The sequence below is a fragment of the Nocardia sp. NPDC102475 genome (assembly GCF_055584605.1).
Genome location: NZ_JBVJLS010000039.1, coordinates 17,534 through 41,798 on the forward strand (window position 1 = coordinate 17,534; position 24,265 = coordinate 41,798).

At 65.8% G+C, this 24,265-nt stretch carries 27 protein-coding genes; 13 read left to right on the plus strand and 14 right to left on the minus strand.

Annotation, left to right across the window (positions count from 1 at the left end):
• Positions 1-96 precede the first annotated feature (96 nt).
• On the plus strand, positions 97-2,055 hold the full coding sequence (locus ACZ60G_RS41130; RefSeq protein WP_433525370.1) for an MFS transporter: 1,959 nt from the start codon (positions 97-99) through the stop codon (positions 2,053-2,055).
• 36 nt (positions 2,056-2,091) lie between these two features.
• Here the strand turns inward: ACZ60G_RS41130 and ACZ60G_RS41135 are convergent, their stop codons facing one another.
• From ACZ60G_RS41135 to crcB, 6 genes are all read right to left on the minus strand, one after another.
• Complete coding sequence (locus ACZ60G_RS41135) at positions 2,092-2,829, minus strand: DsbA family protein (RefSeq protein ID WP_465817409.1); 738 nt, start codon at positions 2,827-2,829, stop codon at positions 2,092-2,094.
• A gap of 120 nt (positions 2,830-2,949) precedes the next feature.
• Positions 2,950-4,356: an MFS transporter gene (locus ACZ60G_RS41140; RefSeq protein ID WP_465817492.1), complete on the minus strand. Its 1,407-nt coding sequence runs from the start codon at positions 4,354-4,356 to the stop codon at positions 2,950-2,952.
• Positions 4,357-4,690: 334 nt separating this feature from the next.
• Positions 4,691-6,331 (minus strand): phosphoglucomutase (alpha-D-glucose-1,6-bisphosphate-dependent), encoded by a 1,641-nt coding sequence (pgm, locus tag ACZ60G_RS41145; RefSeq protein WP_063046921.1) that lies wholly within the window; start codon positions 6,329-6,331, stop codon positions 4,691-4,693.
• A gap of 47 nt (positions 6,332-6,378) precedes the next feature.
• Positions 6,379-6,741, minus strand: coding sequence for a fluoride efflux transporter FluC (locus tag ACZ60G_RS41150; RefSeq protein ID WP_465817412.1), 363 nt, complete (start codon positions 6,739-6,741; stop codon positions 6,379-6,381).
• Positions 6,738-7,112, minus strand: a complete 375-nt coding sequence (locus ACZ60G_RS41155; RefSeq protein ID WP_465817414.1) for a DUF190 domain-containing protein — start codon at positions 7,110-7,112, stop codon at positions 6,738-6,740. Before ACZ60G_RS41155 ends, ACZ60G_RS41150 begins: the two co-directional genes overlap by 4 nt.
• Positions 7,113-7,145: 33 nt before the next feature.
• Positions 7,146-7,604, minus strand: coding sequence for a fluoride efflux transporter CrcB (gene crcB / locus ACZ60G_RS41160; RefSeq protein ID WP_465817416.1), 459 nt, complete (start codon positions 7,602-7,604; stop codon positions 7,146-7,148).
• Between the two features lie 331 nt (positions 7,605-7,935).
• Between crcB and ACZ60G_RS41165 the strand changes: the two genes are divergently transcribed.
• Complete coding sequence (locus ACZ60G_RS41165; RefSeq protein ID WP_465817493.1) at positions 7,936-9,051, plus strand: lipase family protein; 1,116 nt, start codon at positions 7,936-7,938, stop codon at positions 9,049-9,051.
• A 195-nt stretch (positions 9,052-9,246) separates the two neighbouring features.
• Here ACZ60G_RS41165 and ACZ60G_RS41170 read toward each other — a convergent pair whose 3' ends face one another.
• Positions 9,247-10,746: an MFS transporter gene (locus ACZ60G_RS41170; protein WP_465817418.1), complete on the minus strand. Its 1,500-nt coding sequence runs from the start codon at positions 10,744-10,746 to the stop codon at positions 9,247-9,249.
• A gap of 116 nt (positions 10,747-10,862) precedes the next feature.
• Here ACZ60G_RS41170 and ACZ60G_RS41175 point away from each other — a divergent pair, with 116 nt between their 5' ends.
• Both ACZ60G_RS41175 and ACZ60G_RS41180 read left to right on the plus strand, forming a co-directional pair.
• Complete coding sequence (locus tag ACZ60G_RS41175; protein WP_433525362.1) at positions 10,863-11,537, plus strand: TetR/AcrR family transcriptional regulator; 675 nt, start codon at positions 10,863-10,865, stop codon at positions 11,535-11,537.
• Positions 11,538-11,592: 55 nt separating this feature from the next.
• On the plus strand, positions 11,593-12,888 hold the full coding sequence (locus ACZ60G_RS41180) for a D-arabinono-1,4-lactone oxidase (RefSeq protein WP_465817420.1): 1,296 nt from the start codon (positions 11,593-11,595) through the stop codon (positions 12,886-12,888).
• Between the two features lie 67 nt (positions 12,889-12,955).
• On the opposite strand, the gene ACZ60G_RS41185 is transcribed toward ACZ60G_RS41180, so the two are convergent.
• Positions 12,956-13,702 (minus strand): SIR2 family NAD-dependent protein deacylase, encoded by a 747-nt coding sequence (locus ACZ60G_RS41185; RefSeq protein ID WP_465817422.1) that lies wholly within the window; start codon positions 13,700-13,702, stop codon positions 12,956-12,958.
• Between the two features lie 123 nt (positions 13,703-13,825).
• On the opposite strand from ACZ60G_RS41185, the gene ACZ60G_RS41190 reads away from it, so the two are divergent.
• The 3 genes from ACZ60G_RS41190 (at position 13,826) to ACZ60G_RS41200 (ending at position 15,901) form a co-directional block, all read left to right on the plus strand.
• A complete protein-coding gene (locus ACZ60G_RS41190) occupies positions 13,826-14,731 on the plus strand; it encodes an oxygenase MpaB family protein (RefSeq protein ID WP_465817424.1) in 906 nt (301 codons plus the stop codon).
• Positions 14,732-15,049: 318 nt separating this feature from the next.
• Complete coding sequence (locus ACZ60G_RS41195; protein ID WP_465817426.1) at positions 15,050-15,463, plus strand: arsenate reductase ArsC; 414 nt, start codon at positions 15,050-15,052, stop codon at positions 15,461-15,463.
• 48 nt (positions 15,464-15,511) lie between these two features.
• On the plus strand, positions 15,512-15,901 hold the full coding sequence (locus tag ACZ60G_RS41200) for a VOC family protein (RefSeq protein WP_465817427.1): 390 nt from the start codon (positions 15,512-15,514) through the stop codon (positions 15,899-15,901).
• Between the two features lie 7 nt (positions 15,902-15,908).
• Here the strand turns inward: ACZ60G_RS41200 and ACZ60G_RS41205 are convergent, their stop codons facing one another.
• Positions 15,909-16,619, minus strand: coding sequence for a helix-turn-helix domain-containing protein (locus ACZ60G_RS41205; RefSeq protein ID WP_465817429.1), 711 nt, complete (start codon positions 16,617-16,619; stop codon positions 15,909-15,911).
• Positions 16,620-16,795: 176 nt separating this feature from the next.
• On the opposite strand from ACZ60G_RS41205, the gene ACZ60G_RS41210 reads away from it, so the two are divergent.
• Positions 16,796-17,389, plus strand: coding sequence for a dihydrofolate reductase family protein (locus ACZ60G_RS41210; RefSeq protein ID WP_465817431.1), 594 nt, complete (start codon positions 16,796-16,798; stop codon positions 17,387-17,389).
• Here the strand turns inward: ACZ60G_RS41210 and ACZ60G_RS41215 are convergent.
• A complete protein-coding gene (locus tag ACZ60G_RS41215; RefSeq protein ID WP_465817433.1) occupies positions 17,376-17,858 on the minus strand; it encodes a hypothetical protein in 483 nt (160 codons plus the stop codon). The genes ACZ60G_RS41210 and ACZ60G_RS41215 overlap by 14 nt on opposite strands.
• Before the next feature lie 134 nt (positions 17,859-17,992).
• Here ACZ60G_RS41215 and ACZ60G_RS41220 point away from each other — a divergent pair, with 134 nt between their 5' ends.
• From ACZ60G_RS41220 to ACZ60G_RS41230, 3 genes are read left to right on the plus strand one after another with little or no spacing between them, the layout of a single operon-like run.
• Entirely contained in the window at positions 17,993-18,763 is a 771-nt protein-coding gene (locus tag ACZ60G_RS41220; RefSeq protein ID WP_465817435.1) for a dienelactone hydrolase family protein, read from the plus strand.
• Between the two features lie 46 nt (positions 18,764-18,809).
• Positions 18,810-19,751: a threonine/serine dehydratase gene (locus ACZ60G_RS41225; RefSeq protein ID WP_465817437.1), complete on the plus strand. Its 942-nt coding sequence runs from the start codon at positions 18,810-18,812 to the stop codon at positions 19,749-19,751.
• Between the two features lie 39 nt (positions 19,752-19,790).
• The gene (locus ACZ60G_RS41230; protein WP_465817439.1) at positions 19,791-20,333 is read left to right on the plus strand and encodes a thioredoxin family protein; all 543 of its coding nucleotides are present in this window, start codon (positions 19,791-19,793) and stop codon (positions 20,331-20,333) included.
• Here ACZ60G_RS41230 and ACZ60G_RS41235 read toward each other — a convergent pair.
• Both ACZ60G_RS41235 and ACZ60G_RS41240 read right to left on the minus strand, forming a co-directional pair.
• A complete protein-coding gene (locus ACZ60G_RS41235; RefSeq protein ID WP_174415132.1) occupies positions 20,330-20,620 on the minus strand; it encodes a hypothetical protein in 291 nt (96 codons plus the stop codon). The genes ACZ60G_RS41230 and ACZ60G_RS41235 overlap by 4 nt on opposite strands.
• A gap of 113 nt (positions 20,621-20,733) precedes the next feature.
• Positions 20,734-21,894, minus strand: coding sequence for an MFS transporter (locus tag ACZ60G_RS41240; RefSeq protein ID WP_465817441.1), 1,161 nt, complete (start codon positions 21,892-21,894; stop codon positions 20,734-20,736).
• A gap of 81 nt (positions 21,895-21,975) precedes the next feature.
• Here ACZ60G_RS41240 and ACZ60G_RS41245 point away from each other — a divergent pair, with 81 nt between their 5' ends.
• Both ACZ60G_RS41245 and ACZ60G_RS41250 read left to right on the plus strand, forming a co-directional pair.
• Positions 21,976-22,419: a MarR family winged helix-turn-helix transcriptional regulator gene (locus ACZ60G_RS41245; RefSeq protein WP_465817443.1), complete on the plus strand. Its 444-nt coding sequence runs from the start codon at positions 21,976-21,978 to the stop codon at positions 22,417-22,419.
• Positions 22,420-22,446: 27 nt separating this feature from the next.
• On the plus strand, positions 22,447-23,049 hold the full coding sequence (locus ACZ60G_RS41250) for a TetR/AcrR family transcriptional regulator (RefSeq protein ID WP_465817445.1): 603 nt from the start codon (positions 22,447-22,449) through the stop codon (positions 23,047-23,049).
• A gap of 3 nt (positions 23,050-23,052) precedes the next feature.
• Here ACZ60G_RS41250 and ACZ60G_RS41255 read toward each other — a convergent pair whose 3' ends face one another.
• A complete protein-coding gene (locus ACZ60G_RS41255) occupies positions 23,053-23,418 on the minus strand; it encodes an META domain-containing protein (RefSeq protein WP_465817447.1) in 366 nt (121 codons plus the stop codon).
• A gap of 95 nt (positions 23,419-23,513) precedes the next feature.
• A complete protein-coding gene (locus ACZ60G_RS41260) occupies positions 23,514-24,188 on the minus strand; it encodes a helix-turn-helix domain-containing protein (RefSeq protein WP_465817449.1) in 675 nt (224 codons plus the stop codon).
• Between the last annotated feature and the right edge of the window lie 77 nt (positions 24,189-24,265).

Sequence of the window (24,265 nt, forward strand, 5' to 3'; positions counted from 1 at the left end):
ATCCATCTCACTACCCTGTGTCCACCCGGTAACTCGTCCTGATCCACACACGGTTCAGGTCTTTACGAATGCCGTGGCTAGAAAGGCATCTCGACCATGAGCTCGACCCAGACCGCAGATCCGCCGACCCTGCTCACGGGGCTGTGGCAACGCAAGTTACCGCACTATCCCGATACACCCGCCCGCTCCTGGTATCTGGCCGTCGTGGTCATCGCCTCGATCGCGCTCTACTACCAATTATTCGTCACCGGCGCCGTTGGCAATGAACTCATCGGCTACTTCGACCTGTCCTTCGCCTACTTCGTCTGGATCTTCATCATCGGCGCCGCCTTCGGTGCGGTGGCCTCGGTGCTCGCGGGCGTGCTGGATCGATGGGGCCGGGCGAACATCGTCGCCTACGGCGTGGTGATCTGCTCGCTGCTGACCCTGTTCGCGGTTCCCGCGACGACCACCAAGGAGCAGTACCTGTTCGTGTACTGCCTGGTGAGCATTGTCGAGGGCGCGGTGCTGGTGGCCACACCGGCACTGATCCGCGACTTCTCCCCGCAGCTGGACCGGGCATCGGCGATGGGCTTCTGGACGCTGGGGCCGGTGATCGGCGCCCTGGTCACCACACAGATCTCCACCCACACGCTCGACGCGCATCCGGATTGGCAGTACCACTACCGGCTGTGTGGTGTGATCAGCCTCGTCATCGCGGTGGTCGCGGTGATCGGATTACGTGAGCTGAGTCCGCAACTGCGCGACCAGATCATGGTGACATTGCGCGACCGTGCGCTGATCGAGGCCCGGGCCCGCGGGCTGGATGTCAAGGAACTCGAGCAGGGTGTATGGCGACAGATGTTGCGCCCCAACATCATCGGCTCGGCGTTGGCGATCAGCCTGTTCCTCGCCTTCTTCTACACCATCGTGTCGTTCCTACCGGTGTATATGGCGACGAACTTCGGCTTCAGTCCGGCCAAGGCCAATGCACTCGGCAACTGGTACTGGGCCGCCAATGCGATAGCGCTGGTGCTGGCCGGCATCGTGTCGGACAGACTCAAGGTGCGCAAGCCGTTCATGATCGTCGGCGCGCTCATCAGCATCGTCGGCATGTACCTGTTCATCGGCTACACCGATCAACCCGATACCGATTACTACTCGTTCGCAACGGTTTTCGTGGTGATCGCGGTCGGCACCGGCATCGCCTACTCCACCTGGATGGCGAGCTTCACCGAGACGGTCGAGGCCCGTAATCCGGCCGCGACCGCGGTGGGTCTCGCGGTGTGGGGTGGCACGCTGCGCAGCGTCGTCACCGTGGTGCTGTTCGGATTGCTGATCGTGGTGAACGCGGCCGGTCCGCTGGTCAATTACGGACCACGGCTGTCGGAGATCGCGCACAAATACGCCCAGCAACTCGCGACCATTCAGACGGTCGGCACGGAAACCCTTGCGGCACTGCAGCAGAACCCCAATGATCAGGTCGCACAGGTCACCGCGCTGACAAAGCTGACCGGCGCGTCACCGGCCGATATCCAGACGACCGTCGGCCTCAACACCCGCTACCCGCAGGAATTGGCGACGCTGCAGGCGATCGATTCGGCGACACTGGCCACGCTGACCACGAATCCGGCCGATGCGAACGCGGGCCTGGCGGCGGTCGGACAGGTCGCGAAGAAGTTCGGCATTCCGGTGGATCAGGCGATCGCGCGCCTGCAAGCCGTGCAGCAGATTCCGGCCGCCGATCTCGCGGTGGCGGCGACCGTCGGGCCCAAACTGGCGCAGGCGAGTACGCAGTTGCAGTCGGTCGGCACGATTCCGGCCGATGATCAGGCCTATCTGGCCGCACACGCCAAGGAAGTGCAGCAGGCGCAAGCCGATTCGCCGAAGCAGTGGGAACGCTGGTGGTGGATCTGTCTGGCCGCACAGGTCGTATTCCTGCCGTTCGTCTTCCTGATGGCCGGACACTGGAGCCCGAAGAAGGCGGCCGCCGAGGCCAAGGCACACGACGAACTCGTCGAGCGCGAACTGGCCGCGATCGCGGAGGAAGAGCCGGAGCCCGAACCCGCCGGTTAGCGGCGTCGTGCCGGGCGGTACCGCCGCCCGGCACGATCACTTGGTCAGGTCGACGACCCATTCGTGGTTGTTCACGTCGATCTTGTTCTTGCCGTCGAAGACCGCGGGCGTGGCGACCTCGCCATTGGCATCGGTCAGCGCGGCACGTGCCATCTGCGCGTGGATCTTCGCCGCGTCGAGTTTCGCGCCGGAGCTGATGCACTGCACCGCCGCCAGCGAGGCGCCCGATTCCTTGGCGACATCAGCGAGATCGTCATTGCTGAGATCCGCGCCGCCTTCGTCCGGTTGCTTCGAGGTGAACAACAGCGTGTGGAATTTCGAATACACCGGCCCCGAACCGGTATCCGCGACACATTCGTTCGCGGCGACCGCGCGGGTCGAATAATCCTTGCTCTTCGACTTCGGGTCGAGGAAGGTCACGAGGTGGTAGCGGACGGCGAGTTTGCCCTCGTCCATTTGCTGCGCGATCTCCTGACCGTAGAGCCGCTCCAGCGCGCCGCAGGACGGGCACAGCGGATCCTCGTAGACATCGATGGTCTTCGCCGCGTCCGGGCGACCGAGCAGAATCGTGCCGTTGTTCTGGTCCAGGACCGCGCGCACGTCCGCGCTGTGCACCGATCCATAGCCGTCATTGCGGATCGTGGCGTCGTCGCGCCCCCACCGGAACGCGAGGATCACGATCAACACGATGAGCGCGAGCGCCACGCCACCCAGGGCATATGTGGTCGCACTGGACATCGGCCGCGGCGTGTACTTCGATCCCGATTCGCTCACCCCGACCACTCTGCCCCAACCACACGCCACCCCATGCACGGGGTGCTTGATCACCATGCATTGATGCAGGCAAACATTGAGAGCGCGCCTCCAGGGTTACATACTGATCGGACGTCCAGATCAGCGGGAGGCGTAGTTGTGGTCTTGGGGGTCGGGGGCGTCGACGAGGCGTTCGGGGCCGTAGGTGTAGGCGGGTGGGCTGTCCGCGATGGCTTCCACTTTCGATTCCACACCGCGTCGGTGCAATGGTTCCGGGACGAGTGCCCAGATGGCGGCTGCGACGGCGAGTAGTGCGCCGGTCAGGGCGAGGGCGAGGCCGTAGGAGAATTGTTGAGCTACGGCGCCCACCGCGACCGGACCGATGACGGTGCCGAGGTCGGCCGCCATTTGAAAGCCCGCGAGGACCGGTCCGCCGCGGGCCTTCGGTCCGATGACGTCCGCGACGGCCGCCTGCTGGGCGGGGGTGAACATGCCCGAGCCCAGCCCGGCCACGAATGAGGTCACCAGCAGCCAAGGCAGGTTCGTCGCGAGACCGAGTCCCGCGGTTCCGGCCGCACAGATCAGGGATCCGACGATCAGGAAGGGTTTGCGCCCGAAGCGGTCCGAAAGCCTGCCGGATGCGAAAAGCACTGCCACATTGCCCGCGGCGAACACCGTCAGCGTGACACCGGCCATGCCCGGTTGCTGATGCAGCACTTCGACAACGAGCAGCGGCACCAACGCCATCCGAACGCCGAATACCGCCGCGCCATTGGCGAAATTCGACAGCAGTACCGCCCGATACTCCGACCGTGCCAGTCCCTCCCGGAACGACATCAGCCGCAGCCCGCCCACCGGTTCCGGTGCGGCCAGGGTCGAATGCCGCAGGTTCACATAGACCACCGCGGTAGCGAGCAGCAGCGCCGCCGCGTAGATCAGGAACGGCGCCCGCAATCCGAGCCCCGCGAGCGCACCACCGACCAGCGGCCCGCTCACGGATCCGATCAGAAAACTCGTCGACCACAGCCCGGACACCCGCCCGCGCTGCGCGGGCGGCGACATCCGGATCACCAGTGCCAGCGACGACACCGTGAACATGGTCGACCCGACCCCACCCGCCGACCGCAAAACCAGCAGCTGCCAATAACTCTGGGCGAACGCGCTGGCCCCGGTCGACACCGCGACGATCAACAAGCCACCGAGATACACCGACCGCTCTCCCAGCCGCTGCACCAACCGCCCACTGACCGGCGCGAACAACAGCCGCATCAACGCAAACGCACTGACAATCGCCGAAGCAGCGGCAACCCCAACCCCGAACCCCCGCGCAAACTGCGGCAACACCGGCGCCACCAGACCGAACCCGACGGCGATAACAAACGAAGCCCCGACCAACACCCAAATCTCAACCGGCAAAGCCCTGGACGCCGCCCCACTCCATCCAACAGCCACCCCGCCCTGCCCCTCGACCACACCCGACGCCCCATCGGTACCCGATGCCACCGCGGTCTCCGCCGATCTCCCCTCCTTCGCCAACCCCGCAGGCATTCCCGCCCCGGACGCGCCTGCCGCTCCCACTGAAGCTCCCGACCCGCCCGACGCCGCCACCGACCCCGCCGAGCCCGACGCCTTCACCAAACCCGCTGCCGTTCCCGAATCCGACGTGCCCTCTGACCCCGCCGAAGCTGCCGAGCTCAGCGATCCCGTCCCCACCGAACCGGACGCCGCAGCCTCAGCCGATCGCGACGTCCTTGCCGATCCCGCTGACTCGGCCGACCCCCACGCCTGACCCGACCCCGCTGGCACTCCCGCGCCTAACGCGCCCGCCTCCCCCGCTGAAGCTCTCGAACCTAGCGACTCCGACGACCCCGCAGTCGATCTATCACTCACCGGACAGCGCCTGCCCAACCACTTCTTCCGCAGCCGCTTGGACCTGGGTCAGGTGTTCGGGACCCTGGAAGGACTCCGCGTAGATCTTGTACTTGTCTTCGGTGCCGGAGGGGCGGGCGGCGAACCAGGCGTTTTCGGTGGTGACCTTCAGGCCGCCGAGGGGGGCGCCGTTTCCGCGGGCTCGGGTGAGGACCGCGGTGATCGGCTCACCGGCGATCTCCTTTGTGGTGATCATGTCCGGTGTCAACTTCCCGAGCAGTGCTTTCTGTTCCGGGGTCGCGGCGGCGTCGATGCGGGCATAGGCCGGACTGCCGTAGCGCTTCTCGAGTTCGACATAGCGCGCGGACGGGCTCTGGCCGGTGACCGCGGCGATCTCGGTGGCCAGCAGGGCGAGCAGGATGCCGTCCTTATCGGTGGTCCACACGGTGCCGTCCATCCGCAGGAACGATGCGCCCGCACTCTCCTCACCGCCGAAAGCCAGACTGCCGCTGAACAATCCGGGCACGAAGAATTTGAAGCCGACCGGTACCTCGTACACATCGCGCCCGAGCACGCTGACCACCCGGTCGATCATCGACGAACTCACCGCCGTCTTGCCGATCTTGGTGAGCGCATCCCAGCCCATCCGGTTCGCGACCAGATATTCGATGGCGACCGCGAGGAAGTGGTTCGGATTCATCAGTCCGCCATCGGGTGTGACGATGCCGTGCCGATCCGCGTCGGCGTCGTTGCCGGTGGAGATGTCGTAGTCGTCCTTGATGGCGATCAGCGAGGCCATCGCATAGCGCGAGGACGGATCCATCCGGATCTTGCCGTCGGAGTCCAGTGTCATGAACCGCCAGGTCGGATCGACGAACGGGTTGACGACCTCGAGTTCGAGGTCGTAGCGCTGCCCGATCTCCTCCCAGTAGTCGACGCTGGCCCCACCCATCGGATCTGCGCCGAGCCGGATCCCGGCGCCGCGAATGGCGTCCAGGTTCAACACATTCGGCAGATCCGCGATGTAGTGGTCGAGGTAGTCGTAGCGCTCGACGCAGTTTTCCAGCGCATGCCGAAGCGTGGTCCGCCGCACCCCGGCCAAGCCGTTGCGCAACAGTTCGTTGGCGCGGTTGGCGATGGCGTCGGTGGCCTTGGTATCGGCCGGACCGCCGTGCGGCGGGTTGTATTTGAAGCCGCCGTCGCGCGGCGGATTGTGCGACGGCGTGACGACGATGCCATCGGCCTGATGCTTTGCCCCACCGCGGTTGTGCCGCAACACCGCATGACTCAGCGCGGGCGTCGGGGTGTAGCGATCGCGCGCGTCGATCATCGCGGTCACGTCATTGGCGGCGAGCACCTCGAGTGCGGTGGTCCACGCGGGTTCGGACAATGCGTGGGTATCGCGGGCCAGATACACCGGACCGGTAATCCCTCGCGTGGCACGGTATTCCACGATCGACTGGGTGATGGCCAGGATGTGCGCCTCGTTGAAGGCGGTGTCCAGACTGGAGCCCCGATGCCCCGAGGTGCCGAACGCCACCTGCTGCGCAGGCTCGGCCGGATCCGGGATGCGGCTGTAGTAGGCCGTCACCAGACGCGCGATGTCCTCCAGGTCGGTGGGGCGCGCGGGTCGCCCGGCTCGATCATGGGCCATGCTCGGGTCTCCCTTCCGTGTCGGCTGCGCCCGGCTCGTCATCAAAATCATGTCCACAACCACTGGGTCGTGGCCGCGGCGGCGAACACCGCGGTCAAGCTGGTCACGACGCTGAGCACCACATTGCCCACCGCATAGGCATAGGCCCCCTCGGCCGCGAGCCTGATCGTCTCGTAGCCGAAGGTGCTGAATGTGGTCAGCGCACCGCAGAAACCTGTTCCCGCGGCGGCCAGCAGCCAGTGGTTCGTGCCGGCGCCGATCAGTCCACCGAGCAACGCCGAACCGACAATGTTAACGGTCAATGTGCCCAGCGGCAGCAGAGATTCGAATCGCGCAGCCACCGCGCGGTCGATGAGATATCGCGCAGGGGCACCGAGCATGCCGCCGACCAGAACAAGCACCACCATCATCGGGCGACCCCTGGGCTCGGCTGCCAGATCTCGACCTCGGACAATGCGACGTTCACCGCGACGAGCAACTCGGAATTCTGTTCGACGAAGGCGCGCAACCGCTCCGCCTCGTCGATGATCATCACCAGCACGGGTAGGTGTTCGGCCAGATCGAGGATCCGACTGGTGTGGATGCGCGAGGACGAGCCGTAACCCTCCACGCCGCGCCACACACTGGCGCCGGCCAGTCCGGTGTCGCGGGCGCGCCGCACGATCTCGTGGTACAGGGGCCCGTGCCGCCAGTTGTCGTCCTCGTCGAGCAGCACCGTCAGCCGCGCCGCCGGCTGCCACTGTCCCGCCGCCGGACCAGTGCCCGTCGGTGAATCTTTCATCGCCTGACCCCCTTCCGTCGCGCTGTCCACTATTCAACTCGTCCGCCGTGCCGTACCAGTAGCCCACCGCGCCGAAAACATGCCGAGCACGACCGCCCCCAGGCCCGCCACCACCGTCCCCCCGAGATAGCCGAACGCCTCGACCGCCGCACCCGATTCGAGCAGTCTACGAACCTCGAGGCTGTAGGTGGAAAAAGTGGTGAAGCCGCCGAGCACGCCGATGCCGAGAAATGGGCGGAGCAGTCTGTGGGCTACCCATACTTCGGTGATCAGAACCATCAGAATTCCGATCGCAAAGCATCCCACGACATTGATCGTGAACGTCGACCAGGGGACCTGATGCGGTTGCGCAGGCCACCACACGCCGATGCCGTAGCGCGCCAGCGCGCCGAGTCCACCGCCGAGCGAGATCACCACCAGCACCGACGGCTCGACGGCAGAGGTGCGGGCCCGCTGACCCATGCGCTGACCTCCTGCCGAGCCGAATGTCACCGGCGCAATGCTAACGGTCGGGTCGGCGGGCCCGAACATCCGGGACGACGGCACGCACGATGACCAGCGTCGTTCGTTGACACGGCGGCACCGAGAACGTACGAATGCCTGGAAGGTTTGGCCGAAGTTCCCCACTCACCCATACGGACACAGGTCGGGAGCGATGATGGCGGCACGGTCGGCGATACCCGAAGCGCCTCGGAAGACGGCGAGAGACGGGCCCCAGCAACTGTTCGGCAGATCGATTCGTGGCGAAAGGTTTTCGATCCGGCGACTCGCAATCGCGGCGTTGGCGGTCGTGCTGGCCGGACTCGGCTACGCACCGCCCGCCATGGCGCAGCCGATCTATCCGATTCCGGATCCGGACGGTTTCTATTGGGCGCCACCGGATGTGGGCACCTTCCAGCCCGGCGATGTGATCCGCAGTCGGTCGGTGAACGCGGTGGGCTTTCCCGGCGCGACGGCATGGCAGTTGCTGTACCGGTCGACCGATTCGGCGGGCGGCCCCATCGCGGCCGTGACCACCCTGCTGCTGCCGGTGGGCGGTGGACTCAACCGGCCGCTGGTCTCGTATCAGCCGTTCATCAATTCGCTCGGCCTCCAGTGCGCGCCGTCGCACAGCCTCTTCGACGGCGGCATGCAGGAGGCGCCCGTGCTGAATCTGCTGCTGGCTCGCGGCTGGGCGGTCACGGTTCCGGACCACCTCGGGCCGACCAGCGCCTATGGCGCGGCCCGCCTGGGCGGTCGGCTCACCCTGGACGGGATACGGGCGGTAAAGCGTTTCGCGCCAGCCGATCTCACGGCTGGTCCGGTCGGCATGACCGGATACTCGGGCGGCGCCATGGCGACCGGATTCGCGGCGGCAATGGCACCGGAGTATGCGCCGGAACTGCCGATCGTCGGGGTCGCGCAGGGCGGGGTTCCGGTAAACCTCGGCAAGCTGGCCCGCGAGGCCGGCTCGCAGCCGAACCCGCTGTTCGGCCTCGGATTCGCGGCGACGATCGGTCTGGAGCGCGAATATCCGGCCCAGCTGTCGATAGAGAGGTTCCTCAATCCCGAGGGTTGGGCACTGCGCAACCAGGTCGCCAATGCCTGCACCTCCGAAATCATCGCTGCGGGCGCGAACAAGGACTTCGACGATGTCTTCAGCGGCTCGATGTTCGACGCCGACGACGCCACGATCCGGGTCATGGACGAGAACAGCCTGGAGACATATCCCGGTGTACCACGCGCTGCGATCTACGAATGGCATGGCGCCAACGATCAGCAGGTCGATCCGTGGCTGGCCCGCGAGGTGGTGGGCCGCTATTGCGCGGCGGGCACGCCGGTGCTGTTCGACCTGATTCCGGGCACCGACCACACTTCGGCGATATTCGCCGGTGCGCCACGGGCATTCAACTACCTGTCCGACCGGTTCGCGGGACTGCCGGCGCCCAGCAACTGCTGACAATCAGTAACAACGCTCCCCGACTCAGGAGACCACCACGAAGCGAATCTTACGAGCAACGTTCGCGGCCCGGCTCGCGTCCGGCCGATCGAAGCGCATGCGACGAAGTCGCGAGTCTCGATCGGTCGGACGCGAGCCACCAGGGGGCCGCGAACACGCAGCGCCGCAGCCGCTGCAATTCGAACACCGAACAGATCAGTGCACGATTACCGGTTCGCCTTCCGACGGAGCCGGAACCGTATTCGGCATCAGGAATGCGGTGATCACCGCACCCGCCACGAAAATCGCGGTGGCCCACCAGAAGCTGGTCGTGTAGCTCTCGATCTGGGCCTGTGCCACGGCCAGCGGACCCGGCGTATGCGACGACAGGTAGTCCGTCGCGGCCGAGGCGGCGATGGTGCTCAGCAGCGCCGTGCCGATCGAACCGCCGACCTGCTGGCTGGTGTTGATCATCGCCGAGGCGACACCGGCGTCCTCGTGGTGCACCCCGGCCGTCGCACCCTGGAAGGCGGTCGACATCGCACCACCGAGACCGAGACCCATCAGGATCAGGGCGGGCAGGATATTCGTGACGTAGCTGCTGTCCAAGCTGATCTGGGTCAGCCAAGCCATGCCGACCGCGGCGACCAGGAAGCCACCGGCGACCACCATTTTCGGACCGACCTTCGGCAGCAGCAGCGAGGGCACCGTGGTCGAGGAGACGACCATGCCCGCCACCATCGGCAGGAACGCCAGACCGGTCTTGATCGGCGAGTAGCCCATGCTCAGCTGCATGTAGTAGGTCAGGAACAAGAAGATCGCGAACATTCCGATGCCCATGACGAACACGGTCAGGAACGAACCACCGCGAGTGCGGTCCAGCACGATGCGCAGCGGCAGCAGCGGATTCGCGACCCGGGTCTCGATCCACACGAACACCGCGAGCAGGGCAGCGCCACCGATCAGGAAACCGAGGGTGACCGGGTTGCCCCAGCTGGTCGACTCGGCGTGCGAGAACCCGTAGACGATGCCGAAGAGTGCGGCGGTCACCACAACGGTGCCCGGGATGTCGAGCTTGGGCCGCTCGGCGACCACATGCTTGGCCAGCAACAGCACCGCGCCGACCAGCGCGACCGCCGCGAAGCCGAGGTTCACGAACATCACCCAGCGCCACGAGGCCCATTCGGTGAGCATGCCGCCGAGCAGCAGACCGATGGCGCCACCGGCGCCGGCGACCGCCCCGAAGATGCCGAAGGCCTTGGCGCGTTCACCCGGTTCGGTGAAGGTCACCGTGAGCAACGACAGTGCGGCGGGCGCGAGCAGCGCACCGAAGACGCCCTGTCCGACGCGGGCCGCGATCAGCATTTCGAAGCTGGTGGCCGCGCCGCCGACGGCGGAGGCGACGGCGAATCCGATCAGGCCGATAATGAAGGTGTTACGTCGGCCGAACAGGTCACTGAGTCGGCCACCGAGCAGCAACAGGCTGCCGAAGGCCAGCGCGTAACCGGTGACGACCCACTGCCGATCGCCATCGCTGAAACCGAGGTCCTGTTGCGCTGCGGGCAGCGCGATATTCACGACGGTCGCGTCGAGCACAACCATGAGCTGAGCCACGCCGAGTACGGCGAGCACCCACCAGCGCAGGGCGTGCGAGCCGCGGCGGCCCGAGTCAGTTTTCTCGGGGGCGGGTGCCCCACGGTCCAACGTGGTAGTCATGTGTCCCCTTTGCTCGGACCTTGATCCGGAGGAGGTTCCTCCGCTTACCGAGATAAGCTAACACAATAACGGAGACAACTCCTCCACTTAATCCCGCTTATTGCTAGGATGTGCCTGTGAATCCCGCCACTACCGTGCCGCCACCTCGACGCCTACGCGCCGACGCCGCCCGCAATCAGCAGCGCATCGTCGAGGCAGCCCGTCAGCTCTTCGCCGATCACGGTCTGGAGATCACCCTCGACGACGTGGCCGAACGCGCCGGGGTCGGCGTCGGCACCGTCTACCGACGCTTCGCCAACAAGAAGGAATTGATCGCCGAGGTCTTCGAACAGAACGTCGGCGAATTCGCGGTCGCCGCCGAGACCGCGGCCAAGCATCCCGATCCCTGGCTGGGACTGGTCCAGTTCTTCGAGTACGCCTGCACCCATCTGGCTACCAATCGCGGCTTCAGCGAGGTGATGCTCGAACTCGAGGAGGATCTGGAGCGCTTTGCCCAGTTGCGCGACCGGATCAAGCCGACCATCGCCGCGGTCATCGATCGCGCGCGCGAGGCCGGCGCACTTCAGCCCGATATCGAGCCCTCGGACTTCTTCGCACTGATCCACATGGTCGACGCGCTCGCCGAGTTCTCCAAGCCGGTGAATCCGAACACCTGGCAGCGTTATATGGCCATCGCCCTCAACGGCGTACGCAGCGATGACGCGCCGCGCCGGCCACTACCGGCACCCCCCTTGACGGACGAGGAAGTCGAACAGGCCAAGTCGTTCGCCTGCGCAGGCCGCAAGCGCTAGCGCAAAACCCGAACTTATCTAGCGCTCAACTGAGCCAGCCCTTACAGTTGGACATATGACCAACTCGTGGGGGAACTGGGCCGGGGATCAGCAGTGCACGCCAGCCGCCGTCGCCGCCCCGCGAAATACCGAGGAATTGGCCGAGATCATCGGCCGCGCCGCCACCACCGGACAGACAGTACGCGTCGCCGGTTCGGGTCATTCGTTCACCGATGCCGTACTCACCGACGGCATCCTGCTCGACCTCGCGAAACTGAACCGCATCCTCAATGTGGACCGGGAGACCGGCCGCGTTCGAGTCGAGGCGGGTATCACCCTCAATGCCGCGAGCAATGCACTGCATCCGCTCGGCTTGGCCTTCCCCAATCTCGGCGATATCGACGCGCAAACCATCGCGGGCGCGACCGCCACCGCCACCCACGGCACCGGTGCGACGCTGCAAAACCTCTCGGCCGCTCTGCAATCCATCGAACTGGTGCTCGCCGATGGCAGCCGAGTCGAGTTGAACAAGGATTCCGATCCGGACGGCTGGCGCGCGGCGCGGGTCAGCGTCGGGGCGCTCGGCGTGGTCAGTGCGGTCACCCTGCAGTTGGTGCCGTCGTTCGTGCTCGAGGGAATCGAGCGGCCGGTGCCGGTCGAGGAGGTCCTCGCGGATCTGGACGCCTATGTCGATGGCAACCAGCATTTCGAGTTCTACATGTTCGGCCACAGCCCGCTGGCGATGACCAAGCGCAATAACCCCGTCGACCTGCCGGAACAGCCACGCGGCCGGGCCGCCGACTGGTTCGCCGACATCCTGATGTCCAACTACGCATTCGACGCGCTGTGCCGACTCGGCAAGCGCCGGCCGCGGCTGGTGCCGTGGATCCATCGCGGCGCGGCGTATGCGGGTAGTTACCGCCGCCAGGTCGACCGCTCCTACCGAGTCTTCGCCTCGCCCCGGCTGATTCGCTTCACCGAGATGGAATACGCGATCCCGCGCGAACATTCCACCGCCGCCATCCGCGAGATCAAGGACCTCGCGACGCGGTTCGATACGCCGATGCCGATCGAGGTGCGCTGGGTAGCCCCCGATGACGCGTTCCTCTCCCCCGCCGGTGGCCGCGACACCTGCTACATCGCCGTGCACCAGTATCGCGGCATGGACTTCGAGCCGTATTTCCGCGCCTGCGAATCGGTTTTCGACAAGTACGACGGCCGCCCGCACTGGGGCAAGCGACACTTCCAGACCGCCGAAACACTGCGGGCGCGTTACCCGGACTGGGATCACTTCACCGAAGTGCGCCGCCGCTTCGATCCCAAGGGCCGCTTCGCCAACGCATACGTCGAGCGGGTACTCGGCTGTGTCTAATTTGCCGCGCCTGCGGCGCGGTGTGTTCGCTCGTAAGACTCGCTCCGTGGTGGCCGAGTCGCATGGTTCAGCTTGCGAGTATCTCGGCGACCAGGCGCGGTAAGGCCGTGCCGATGGGTTCGCGGATGACCTCGGTGGCGATGCTGTCGTAGGGCGTCGGTTCGGCATTGACGATGACCAGATCCGCGCCGCTGTCGACGGCGATCGCGCACATCGATGCGGCGGGCTCCACCTGCAGCGAGGATCCGATGGCGAGGAAGATATCGCTGGCCTCGGCGGTCAGCGCGGCCTTGGTCATGGTGCGGCGATCCATCTGCTGACCGAACATGATGGTCGCGGATTTCAGGATGCCGCCGCAGGCCGGACACGGCGGATCCGCCTCGCCCGCCGCCACCCGTGCCAGGGTGGCCGCCATGCTCGTCTGGTATTCGCAACCGATACAGACGACTTCGAACATATTGCCGTGGATTTCGATCACCCGGCCGGGTGAGGATCCGGCGCGCTGGTGCAGCCGGTCGATGTTCTGGGTGATGATCGTGATGGTGCGTCCGGCGCGCTCCAGGTCGGCCAGTGCGGCGTGCGCGGCATTGGGTTGGGCCTGCCAGGCCGGATTGTCGCGGCGGGCCAGCCAGGAGCGTTTGCGCAGCTCCGGATCGGCGAGGTAGGCGTCGTAGGTCGACAACAGTTCGGCGATGGGGTCTTTCGTCCATACGCCACGGGGGCCGCGGAAGTCGGGAATACCGGAATCGGTGGAGATGCCCGCGCCGGTGAGCACGCCGATCCGCCCGTCCCGTTTGCGCCAGTCGCTCGTCACATCGATTCAGCCTAGGGGGCAGCGTTATCGGTGCCCAGGGCACGCGATCGACATGCCAAGGTCATGAGAGATTGTTACACTAAGTCTCTCAAGCTCTTGGATGGTTGATCAAAGGAGATCGCAATGACCGCCGCCGCATTCGATGCCGATTCGCGGACCGCACCGGAGCGCCGCCCATTCGCACCGGGTACTCGAATGTGGGACGAAACCGGCCTGATCACTTTCTCCCTCACCGCCGGCTCGGCATTTCTGCTGCAGACCATGGAACCGACCATCGCCGCCGTGGTCGACGAACACTCCACCTTCCGCACCGATCCGCTCGGACGCGCGGTGCGCAGCATCGGTTCGGTGATGATGTGGATCTACGGCGGCGACGAGGCGATCGCCGAAGCGGATCGCCTGCGCAAGATGCACGCCTCGCTCAACACCACCACCGCCGATGGTGTCCGGCACAAGGCGCTGGCCTCCGGTCCGTGGGCCTGGGTGCTGCACACCGGCACCTTCGCCTTCACCGAGAACGCCGAATACTTCGCCCGCCGCCCGCTGACCCCGGCCGAGAAGGACGCGTACTACCAGGAAACGGTGCAGCTCATGCGCAATTTCATGGTGGCACCCAAGGAGATTCCGGCGAACTACGCCGAATTCGAGAAGTTTTTCACCGATATTGTGGAGAACCACCTGCAGGAGACCGGTACCGCGCACGACTACCTGCGGGTGATCCAGTCGATCGCGGCGCCCAGGCAATTGCCGCGCGCGATGCGCCCGGCCTGGAAGCGCATGGTCGCACCGGTTGGTCGGCTGCAGTATTTCGTCACCGTCGGCACCACCCCGGAGGCGGCCCGGCGCAAGCTCGGCCTGACGTGGTCGGAGTCCGATGAACGCAAGCTGAAGGCGTTGGGCTGGTTCATCGCCCGCACGGTGCCGCTGCTGCCGGAGCGGGTGCGCTACTTCCCGATCGCGTACGAGGCGCGGCGGCTCGAGCGCGATCGCGCGCGTCTGCGCAAGGTCATCAATCTGCGTCCCATGTGACGCCTCGCGCGCGGCCACGGCCCGCGGTTGCCGCTCCGGCACCGCGGGCCGCGTCGTATCCAGGCAAAATGCCGACTTCCTGACCGACCGGTTTCTTCTCGGTCGATATCCCGCGTGCGGCAACGACTCTCGAGCGATAAGCCTCGAGATGCCTTGGCGGACAAAGTCGCCCCCCTCGTCGCGAAACATATTCCACCCGTCCTGGTATACGTATCACGCACCCTACGACGCAGACCCGGTGCAGCCCCGACAATCCCGACATTGCGCCCAGAACCACGGCACAGCTCCGATTCACCAGCCTGAAAGGTACTCCCGCACATGGCTCACAAGCCCAGCGTGCTGTTCGTCTGTGTCCACAATGCGGGCCGGTCGCAAATGGCCGCCGGTTTCCTCGATGCGCTCGCCGGCGAGCGCATCGATGTGCACTCCGCCGGGAGCGCGCCCGCCGACGTCATCAATCCGGCCGCCGTGGCGGTCATGGCCGAACTCGGTATCGATATCTCGACGCACGCGCCGAAGCTGCTGACCGTGGACGCGGTGGCAATGTCCGATGTGGTCGTCACCATGGGCTGCGGTGATGCGTGCCCGTTCTTCCCCGGTATCAGCTACCGCGACTGGATGCTGTCCGATGCGACCGGCGAGGACATCGTCATCGTGCGCTCGATCCGCGACCGGATCCGCATCCTGGTGGAAAACCTGATCGCGGAACTGATCCCGGCCACAGCCTGCTGAGTCCGATTTGTTCAAGACGCCTGACGAAGTGCCGCATACGCTGCGGATATGACTCCACAATTCAATGTCATCGGCATTGTCGTCAGCGATATGGCTGCCTCGCTCGCCTTCTACCGACGCCTGGGTCTCGAGTTCCCGGAGACGGATGACGGGCATATGGAGGCACCGTTGCCCGGCGGTATGCGTCTGACGCTGGATACCGAGGCCGTGATCAAGTCGTTCCACTCCGGCTGGCAGCCGCCGACGTCCGCGGGGCGACTCGGCCTGGCCTTCCAGTGCGCGCACCCCGCCGAGGTCGATGCGGTCTACAGCGAACTCATCGATGCCGGATACCGCGGCGAACTGAAGCCATGGGACGCCTTCTGGGGCCAGCGCTACGCAACGATCCTGGACCCGGACGGCAACAGCATCGATCTGTACGCCCCGCTGTCGGATTGAGCCGCCGCTAGGAGCGGGTGAGCAACTCGCTCAACGGCATGCCGGCCAGTTCGCGCACATCGCGCGCGAGATGGGCTTGATCGGCGAAACCGGTACGAAATGCGGTGTCCGCAAGCGGTACTCCGCTGCGGGCCACCGCGAGCGCCCGCTGCAGCCGCAGGATTCGCGCCAGTGTCTTGGGCCCGTAGCCGAAGGCCGCGAGCGAGCGTCGATGCAACACCCGCGCACCGAGCCCCGCGGCGTCGGCCGTCGCCGCGACCGACCATCCGGCGTCCAGCGCATCGACGATCCGCCGCAATACCGGGTCGGGCGGTTCGGTGTCGTAGGCCCGCCGCATTGCGATCGCCTCCAATGCGGCGGTCTGATCCACTGCCGCCCCGACCTGTTCCGCGAGTCGCCGAGCCGCCGCCGCGGGCCACAGATCCGCCAACTCCACCCGTTTATCGCGCAATTCGTGCGCGGGTACCCCGAGCAGTGCGGGCGCGCTGCCCGGTGCGAATCGAATCCCGACCCATCGAGTGCCCGTCGCACCATCGGCCATATACGCCCGGGTGTCCGGTCCGGCCACCAGCAACCTGCCCTTGCTCCACAGCAGATCCATACATCCGTCCGGCAACACCGGTAAGCCCGCGGCCCCGGTGACATTGGTATTCGTCCACACCACGGCGCCCGGGAGCCGCGACGGCCGCTCTCGATATCCCGGCACTACCTCTGCCACGGGTCCGAGGCTACTCGCGCTGCCTCGCGCCTCGGTCGAGGAAGGTCAGCAGCCGTGAGTTGGATACCGAACTCGCCATGCGCCTACTGGGTTTGGTGCTCGGTCACCGATGAATTCCCGGCGGCCGCGTCGTCGTATCGAACAGACCGGACGACACCGCCGAGGAGGCACCTCGTATGCAGATTCGTTCCCGCTTGTGCATGAGCGCCGATGGCTACATCACCACGCCCAACGGGTGGCCGCCACAGGTCGTCGACCCGGCGTATGTGCCCGGCGAAAGCCACGGCATTCCGGAATTCGTCGCGACCTGCTCGGCCGCGCTCATGGGGCACACCACCTTCGCGCCCGCGCTGACCAATGACCGCTGGCCGTGGCCGGCACTGCGGGTCTTCGTGCTCGCATCGCAGCGTCCCGCGGGCACGCCCGATCACGTCACTGTCGACAGCGATCCGGCACGCTTGCTCGAGCAGCTGCGCGCGGCCGATCGCGGTGGTGATGTCCACCTGATCGGCGGCCCGCGCACCATCGAAACCTTCCGCGCACTCGGCGCATTGGACAAGCTCGAATTGGTCGTGCTGCCCTTCTTCGTCGGCGGCGGGATGCGGCTGACCGAAGCCATGGATATCGATACCGGCCTCACCCTCGACAGTTCGCGTGCGCTGCCCGGCGGGTCGGTGGAAATCATCTACACGGTCGACAATCGCGGTGGCGTACCGCAGGCTCGGGATACGGGGTGGGCGCCCGCGTCACAGCGATTCAGTGCGGGGTGATGCCGCGCGGGACGACCCGGATCAGGTGATCGTCGCCCGCGGCGATTTTCGAATCCGGATCCTTACATCCGACGGTGACCTCGGCGCCGGCGGGTGAGGAAAAAGTCCACAGCGTCATCCATTCTTTTCCGCCGATTGTTTCCTGTTTTTTCGTATTGGTGGAACGGAGGTCTTCGTTGCGGCCGGTGCTGTCGGTTACCGTGCAGCGTAGGCTCCCGCTCGCCGCGCCCCAGTCGACGGGCACCTTGATATCCAGCACGGCATCCGCGGGAATCGGTACTTTCTTGGTCTCCCCCAGCGGAATCCGCACGCCGCCGCCCGGCTCCTCGTTTTCGATCGGCGTCGCACCCACCGAACTCGTTTCCGATGGTGCGGGCGAACTCGACGCGGCCGTCGTGGACTTGTCATCGGTGCATCCCGCCACGGCAACGGCAAGTGCCGCCGTCGCCGTCATCCAGATCAGTTTCACAGGTCAACCTCTCTTCGACAGAGCATGACTACAACTTCCAGATGGACGCAGACTACATGGCGCGAGAATCGGCAATTTGTTCGCAAATAAGAGGACTCGGCGGATATCGAAAATCTCCGATAGCGTCATATGCCATGACGATGCCCGTCGCATTCAGCACCCTCGATGTCCGCACCGCCGACGGCAATGCCGACGCATACCTGGCCCGACCCGATGACGGCGTGGCTCATCCCGGTGTGCTGTTCGATGTGGACGCCTACGGCCTGCGGCCCTGGCTGCGCGAAATGATGGAAGCCATCGCGGCCGACGGCTATACCGTGTTGGCGCCCAATATTTTCCACCGAAGCGGACCCGCTCCGGTGCTTCCGATGCCCGATTCCGCCGATCCGGCAGGGCATGCGAAATTCTTTGCCGCACTTGGCCCGGCGCGCGCGGCGCTCACTCCCGAAAAGGCGTTGCAGGACACCCGAACCTATCTCGATTGGCTGGCGGCGGCCGAGTTCGTGGCACCGGGACCGGTGGCGGTGACCGGATACTGCATGGGCGGCCGACTCGCCTTGCGCGCGGCGGGCGCATTCGGGAATCGCATCGCGGCAGCCGCCAGTTTCCACGGCGGCCGCCTGGCGGTCGACGAACAACCCGACAGTCCGCATCACACCGCCGCGGGCATTACCGCCGAATTGTTGATCGCCCATGCGAGCCAAGATGATTCGATACCCCCGGACCAGATCAGCCGTTTGGAAAAGGCCCTCGACGCGGCGCACGTCCGCTATGCCTCAGTGGTCTACCCGAATACCCGCCACGGTTTCACCATGCGCGATACCCCGGTCTTCGATCAGGTGGCCTACGACCGCCACCTCACCGATCTGCTCGACCTCCTGCACCGGGCGTTCCCCAGCCCGTGACGACAAGGGCAAGATGATCAGTGATGGTCCGCGGACAGGAGTACGAATGGAACTGAGCTACGGCGATGTGAAGGCCGCCGCTGATCGGATCACCGGACACGTGCGGCCGGTCGCCATCGCACCCGGCGACGCGATAGCGACGACCGGCGAATTGTGGCTGGCATTGGAATTCATGCAGCACACCGGCTCGTTCAAGGCCCGTGGTGCCCGAAACTTCATCCAGGCGCACCAGGACGACGCAACATTGCCGGATGCGGGCGTGACCATCGCATCCGGCGGAAACGCCGGACTCGCGTGCGCGTGGGCGGCCCGCGAACAGGACGTACGGGCGACGGTATTCCTGCCGACCACCGCGCCGCTGGTGAAGGTCGACCGGTTGCGCGGCTACGGCGCGGATGTGCGCCTGGTCGGCGTCGAATACGCCGACGCACTCGCCGCCTGTCGCGAATTCGCCGATACCAGTGGCGCTTTGCCCTCACACGCCTACGACAACCCCTATATCGCGGCCGGAGCGGGCACCCTGATGGTGGAGATCCACCACCTGCTTCCCCGGCTGGACACCATCGTCGTCGCGGTCGGCGGCGGCGGTCTGTTCGCCGGGGTCGCCACGGCCGCGGATCACTACGGCGTCCGGACGATCGCGGTGGAGCCGCAACGCTGCCGTGCGCTGCACGATGCGATCCAGGCCGGACGGATCGTCGACGCGACGGTCGATTCGGTCGCCGCTGATTCCCTCGGCGCCCGCCGCGCCACCGAATTGGCACTGCACGCGGCCCAGAACTATGACGTGACCTCGGTGCTCGTCTCCGACGCCGACATCATCGCGGCCCGCTTGGCGCTGTGGCAGGACCGCCGACTCGCGGTGGAACACGCCGCCGCAACGGCGGTCGCGGCGCTCACCACCAATGCGTATCGGCCCGAGCCCGGTGAGCGGGTCTGCGTCGTTCTGTGCGGGGCCAATACCGATCCGGCGGATCTGGCGCGGTAAGGCGCACTACGCTCGATATCGACTCGGAGGAGGCACGCCATGTCGGTTCAATCTCTGATGGTCCCGATCGGAACGCCCGCGCCGGACTTCAGCCTGCCCGACCTCGACGGTCAGCTGCATACCCGCGCCGACTATGCGGACGGGTCCGGGCTACTGGTCATCTTCGCCTGCAACCACTGCCCGTATGTGCGGCACCTCGAGTCGAAGCTCGGCGAGGTGCTCGGCACGTTGACCATCCCCACGGTGGCGATCTGCACCAATGACGCTGATGCCTACCCGGATGACGCACCGGAGCACCTGCGGGTCCAAGCCGATCGCGCCGGTTGGAAATTCCCCTACCTGATCGACGAAACACAGCAGGTGGGTCGAGCCTTCCGGGCCGCGTGCACGCCGGACTTCTTCCTCTACGACGCACGGCTCGAACTCGCCTACCGCGGCGCATTCGACGAATCCACCCCGGGCAACGGTAAACCGGTGACCGGCAACGAATTACGCGCCGCGGTCGAGGCGGTTCGCACCGGAGCCCCCGTGCCCGAGCCGCATCGGCCGAGCATGGGCTGCTCCATCAAATGGCGTTCCTAGGTGCCGATCACGGCATTCATGATGGTGCCCGCGCTGGTCGCGACGACACCGCCGATCATGGCTCCCGCCACCATCTTCGGCGATTGCAGGCCGCCGCCGGACCACTTCTCCCAGGCGAACCGACCGCCCGCGTAGGTGATGGCGGTAATGCCTGCCAGCAGGATGAACCAGGTGAAATAGCGCACCATCTGCAGGATCTTGTCCGCGAGGGGCGGCGCCTCAGGTGTCGGGTTGCCGAGTTGGGCCAGGACTGCTCCATACGTGTCATGTGCCGCGGCGAGAATCATGCTCACAGTCGTACCCCTCTGCTGATATCGGCGACGCTGGTAAGCGCCTAGCCAGATAATAGCGGCTCGACTCGAGACAGATTGTGCAGCAACCGGATTCAACGACATACCGGTCAGCTGGATTCCGGCAGGGGCCTGCGATCACGCTGCAGCATGTACAGCGCCATCGCCGAACCCGATACCGTGAGGACAGCGGCTATCGGACAAATCGAACGCAGTCCCGGTCCGCCATCGATGGCCCAGCCACCGATGCGGCCCGCGCATGCGGCGGCGAGTTGGAATCCGGAGGCATTGACCGCGACCGCCAGTGTGGGTGCCGCGCCCGCCGCGGTCACGACCCGGGTCTGCATACCGGGAATGATCGCGAACGCCAGCACCCCCAGCACGAAAATCAGTGCCACCGTGCTCAATTGAATCTCGGCGATGCCCCCGAGCAGCGCCAGCGTGCCCGCCAAGGCTACGAGCAGACCCATCAGCGATGGCATCAGCGCCCTATCGGCCAGCCGTCCACCGAGATAGTTGCCGAGCACCGCGCCCACGCCGTACACCAGCAGTAGCGCGGGCACCACACCTGCCGCGAAGCCGCTCACCTCGGTGAGCAGCGGGGTGAAGTACGTAAAGACCATCACCACACCGACATTGCCGAGCGCGGTGAGACCGATCGCCAATTGCACACGGCGATCAGCGAATACGCGCAGCTCCCCGCGCACCGATCCGCTCGACGGCGCGGACATCGTCGGCAGGAAACGCAGCATGAGCAGCAGCGCGACGGCCGCGCACACCGCGACCGACACGAATGTCGCACGCCAGCCGAAAGTTTGGCCGACGGCCGCGCCGACCGGAGTGCCGCCGACAATGCCCAGATTCATGCCGAGTGCCACCTGCGCCACCGCGGATGCCTCGCGGCCGGGTTCGGCCGTCGAGACGACCGTCGCGATCGCGACGGCGAAAAACGTTGCTACCACGAGTCCTGCGGCGAATCTGGCCAGCAGCACGGTCGAATAGTTCGGTGCGAGAGCCGAACCCAGATTCGCGACGACCGCCACCGCGACCAAACCGACCACGAGCGGTTTGCGCGGCAGCCGCGCCGTCACCACGGTCACCACCGGCCCGCCGACGATCATGCCGAGCGCATAGGCGCTCACCAGCAGACCCGCCGCGGGCACCGACACCGCGAGCCCAGCCGCCACCTCGGGCAGGATTCCGGCGATTACGAATTCACCGGTGGTCAGGCTGAAGACCACCAGCATGAGCGCAAAGACAGCAGGGCGCATACATCCACTCCAGATAGTTACAACTCAAATGATTTGAACTAGAACTATCACAGTTCGAAGCATGGCACTAGACTCGGCGGCATGAAGGAGCAGGCGCCACCGAATCTCGCCGTGGATACCGGGATCGATCGCGATGTCTGCAAGCTGGTGCATCAGTTCACCCACCGCCTCGACGTGCACGTTCGCCGCGTCGCCGAGGCATTGGATATGACGCCGTCGCAGGTGATCGCCCTGCGCGAACTGTCGGATCCGATTACCGCGCGCGAATTGGCCACCAGGATGTCGTGCGAGCCGTCGAACGCGACCTTCGTGCTGGACCGCCTCGAACACCAGGATCTGGTTCGGCGGCAACCACATCCGACCGATCGCCGCGCCAAACAGATCGTGCTGACAGCCGCCGGGGAGCGGCGGCGCGCCGAGGCGCTCGACCTGCTCGGGGCGCAGTCGCCACTGACCTCGCTCACCGCCGCACAGCAGCAGACCCTGCGCGATCTGCTGCAGGCGATGGTGCCGCCGATTGTCTAACCATACGGTCGGACGTACTCTTCAATTATGACAACGGAGGACAAGCGCCTACTGCGCGGTGCACGGAGTCGCCAGCTCGTGCTGCGCCAAGCGGTCGACACCGCATCCCTCGACGGTCTCGACGGTTTGAGCTTCGGCAAGTTGGCGACTGATACCGGGCTCAGCAAAGCGGGTGTGCAGACCCTGTTCAAGACCAAGGAGACGCTGCAACTCGCGGCGCTCGATTTCGGCCGCGATATGTTCATCGATGCCGTCATCCGTCCCGCCCGCGCGCAACCGCATGGGGTGCAACGACTTCGCGCTCTGATCGAATGTTGGATCGTCTACGCGCAGACACCGCTGTTCGCGGGCGGCTGCTTGCGGGTCGCGAATATGGCGGAGTTCGACAGCCGTCCCGGTCCGGTGCGCGATGCGCTGGTCCGCGAGCAGCGGGCGTGGGTGGCGACCATCGCGCGCGAACTCCGGTATGCCGTCGATGCGGGCGAAATCGCCGATCTGGATATCGATCTCGCCGCCTTCCAGATCGACGCCGTCCTCTGTGCCGCCAATACCGCACTGCGCCTCGGCGAAGTCGATGCGGTGCCCAAGGTCCGCCGAGTTGTCGAAAGCTTCCTCATCCCGGCGACCTAGGTATCAGGGGCAGTCAGCGGTCTGCTGCAACTCGATCCTGATCCGGTCGTCGCTGAGGATGAGGGTGCCGTCGCCGGTGGTGGTCCATGTCGGCGCGAGGAGCAGGAATTCGGTGAGCCAGGAGTCCTGGTCGGCGAATTCCGGCGGATAGGACAGCACGGTGGCGAACGGGGATCGGGTTTTCAGAACGCCGCTGTCGGCATCCACCTCGAACATCACGGTATTGGCGCCCGCGTGTGCGGACAGGCGGCGGGTCTCGTCGACGAACCACAGGGTGATCCGGGTGCCGCCGAGCAGGAATCGTGGTCGGCCATTCTCGGTGACGGATGAGGAGACGTAGCGGTGGCCCCAGAGATCTGAGTCTTGCATCGGTGGATCGGCCCTTACTCGCAGCGTTCGACAGCCCATCTATCCTGATTCCCGCGCCGAGCAGGCAGAACGGCCCGGTCCACTGAACGAACCGATCAGCGAAGATTCTTCTCGATTTCGCGGGCGGTATGTGCGACCAGGCCGGGCAGATTCGGCGGAAACTGTTGGGACAGTGAGATACAGCCGATCGCGGCCGCATCGCACATCCCCGGTTGACGGATAGCCGCTGCGGCACAACAGATTCCGGCGATCAGCTTGTGATGGTCGACGGAAACCATTCCGGCATCGACGATTCCCGAGCAGACACGCTGCCATTCAGCGGCCGAATAGGTCGGCGGCGGGACGGTATTGTCGGCCCGTCCCGCGAAGAGCACCTGCGCCAGCGCGGTGCGATAAACCAACTCCGGATCCGCGGTGGTGCTGAGGAAGAACTCGGCACCTTTGATCCCGGAGACCATCCGAACCTCGCCCGCGTCGAGAATGCACACCGCGACAGTCGAATTCGTCAAGGCGGACAATACCCGGGCGGGCCGTTGCGCGGCCCGGCGCAGGATCGGCGCGGCCTGCCAATGCCGCCCCAACTCCGCCATCCGCTCGCCGACGAAATACCGCTGCTCCACCCGCTGCACGGCACCGAGCGCCACCAACTGTTCGGCCAACCGATATGCGGTGGCCTTCGCCAATCCGGTGGTGCGGGCCAGTTGGGACAGTCCACAGCCCTCCGGTGCCGCCGAAATGGCCTCCAGTATCTGGAAACCGGCGTCGAGCACACCGCGGCTCGTTCCGTCAGTCGATGGGCCACCGACCATCGCGCCCGTCCTCCTCCTTGCCGCGGCTCCTATCGGCA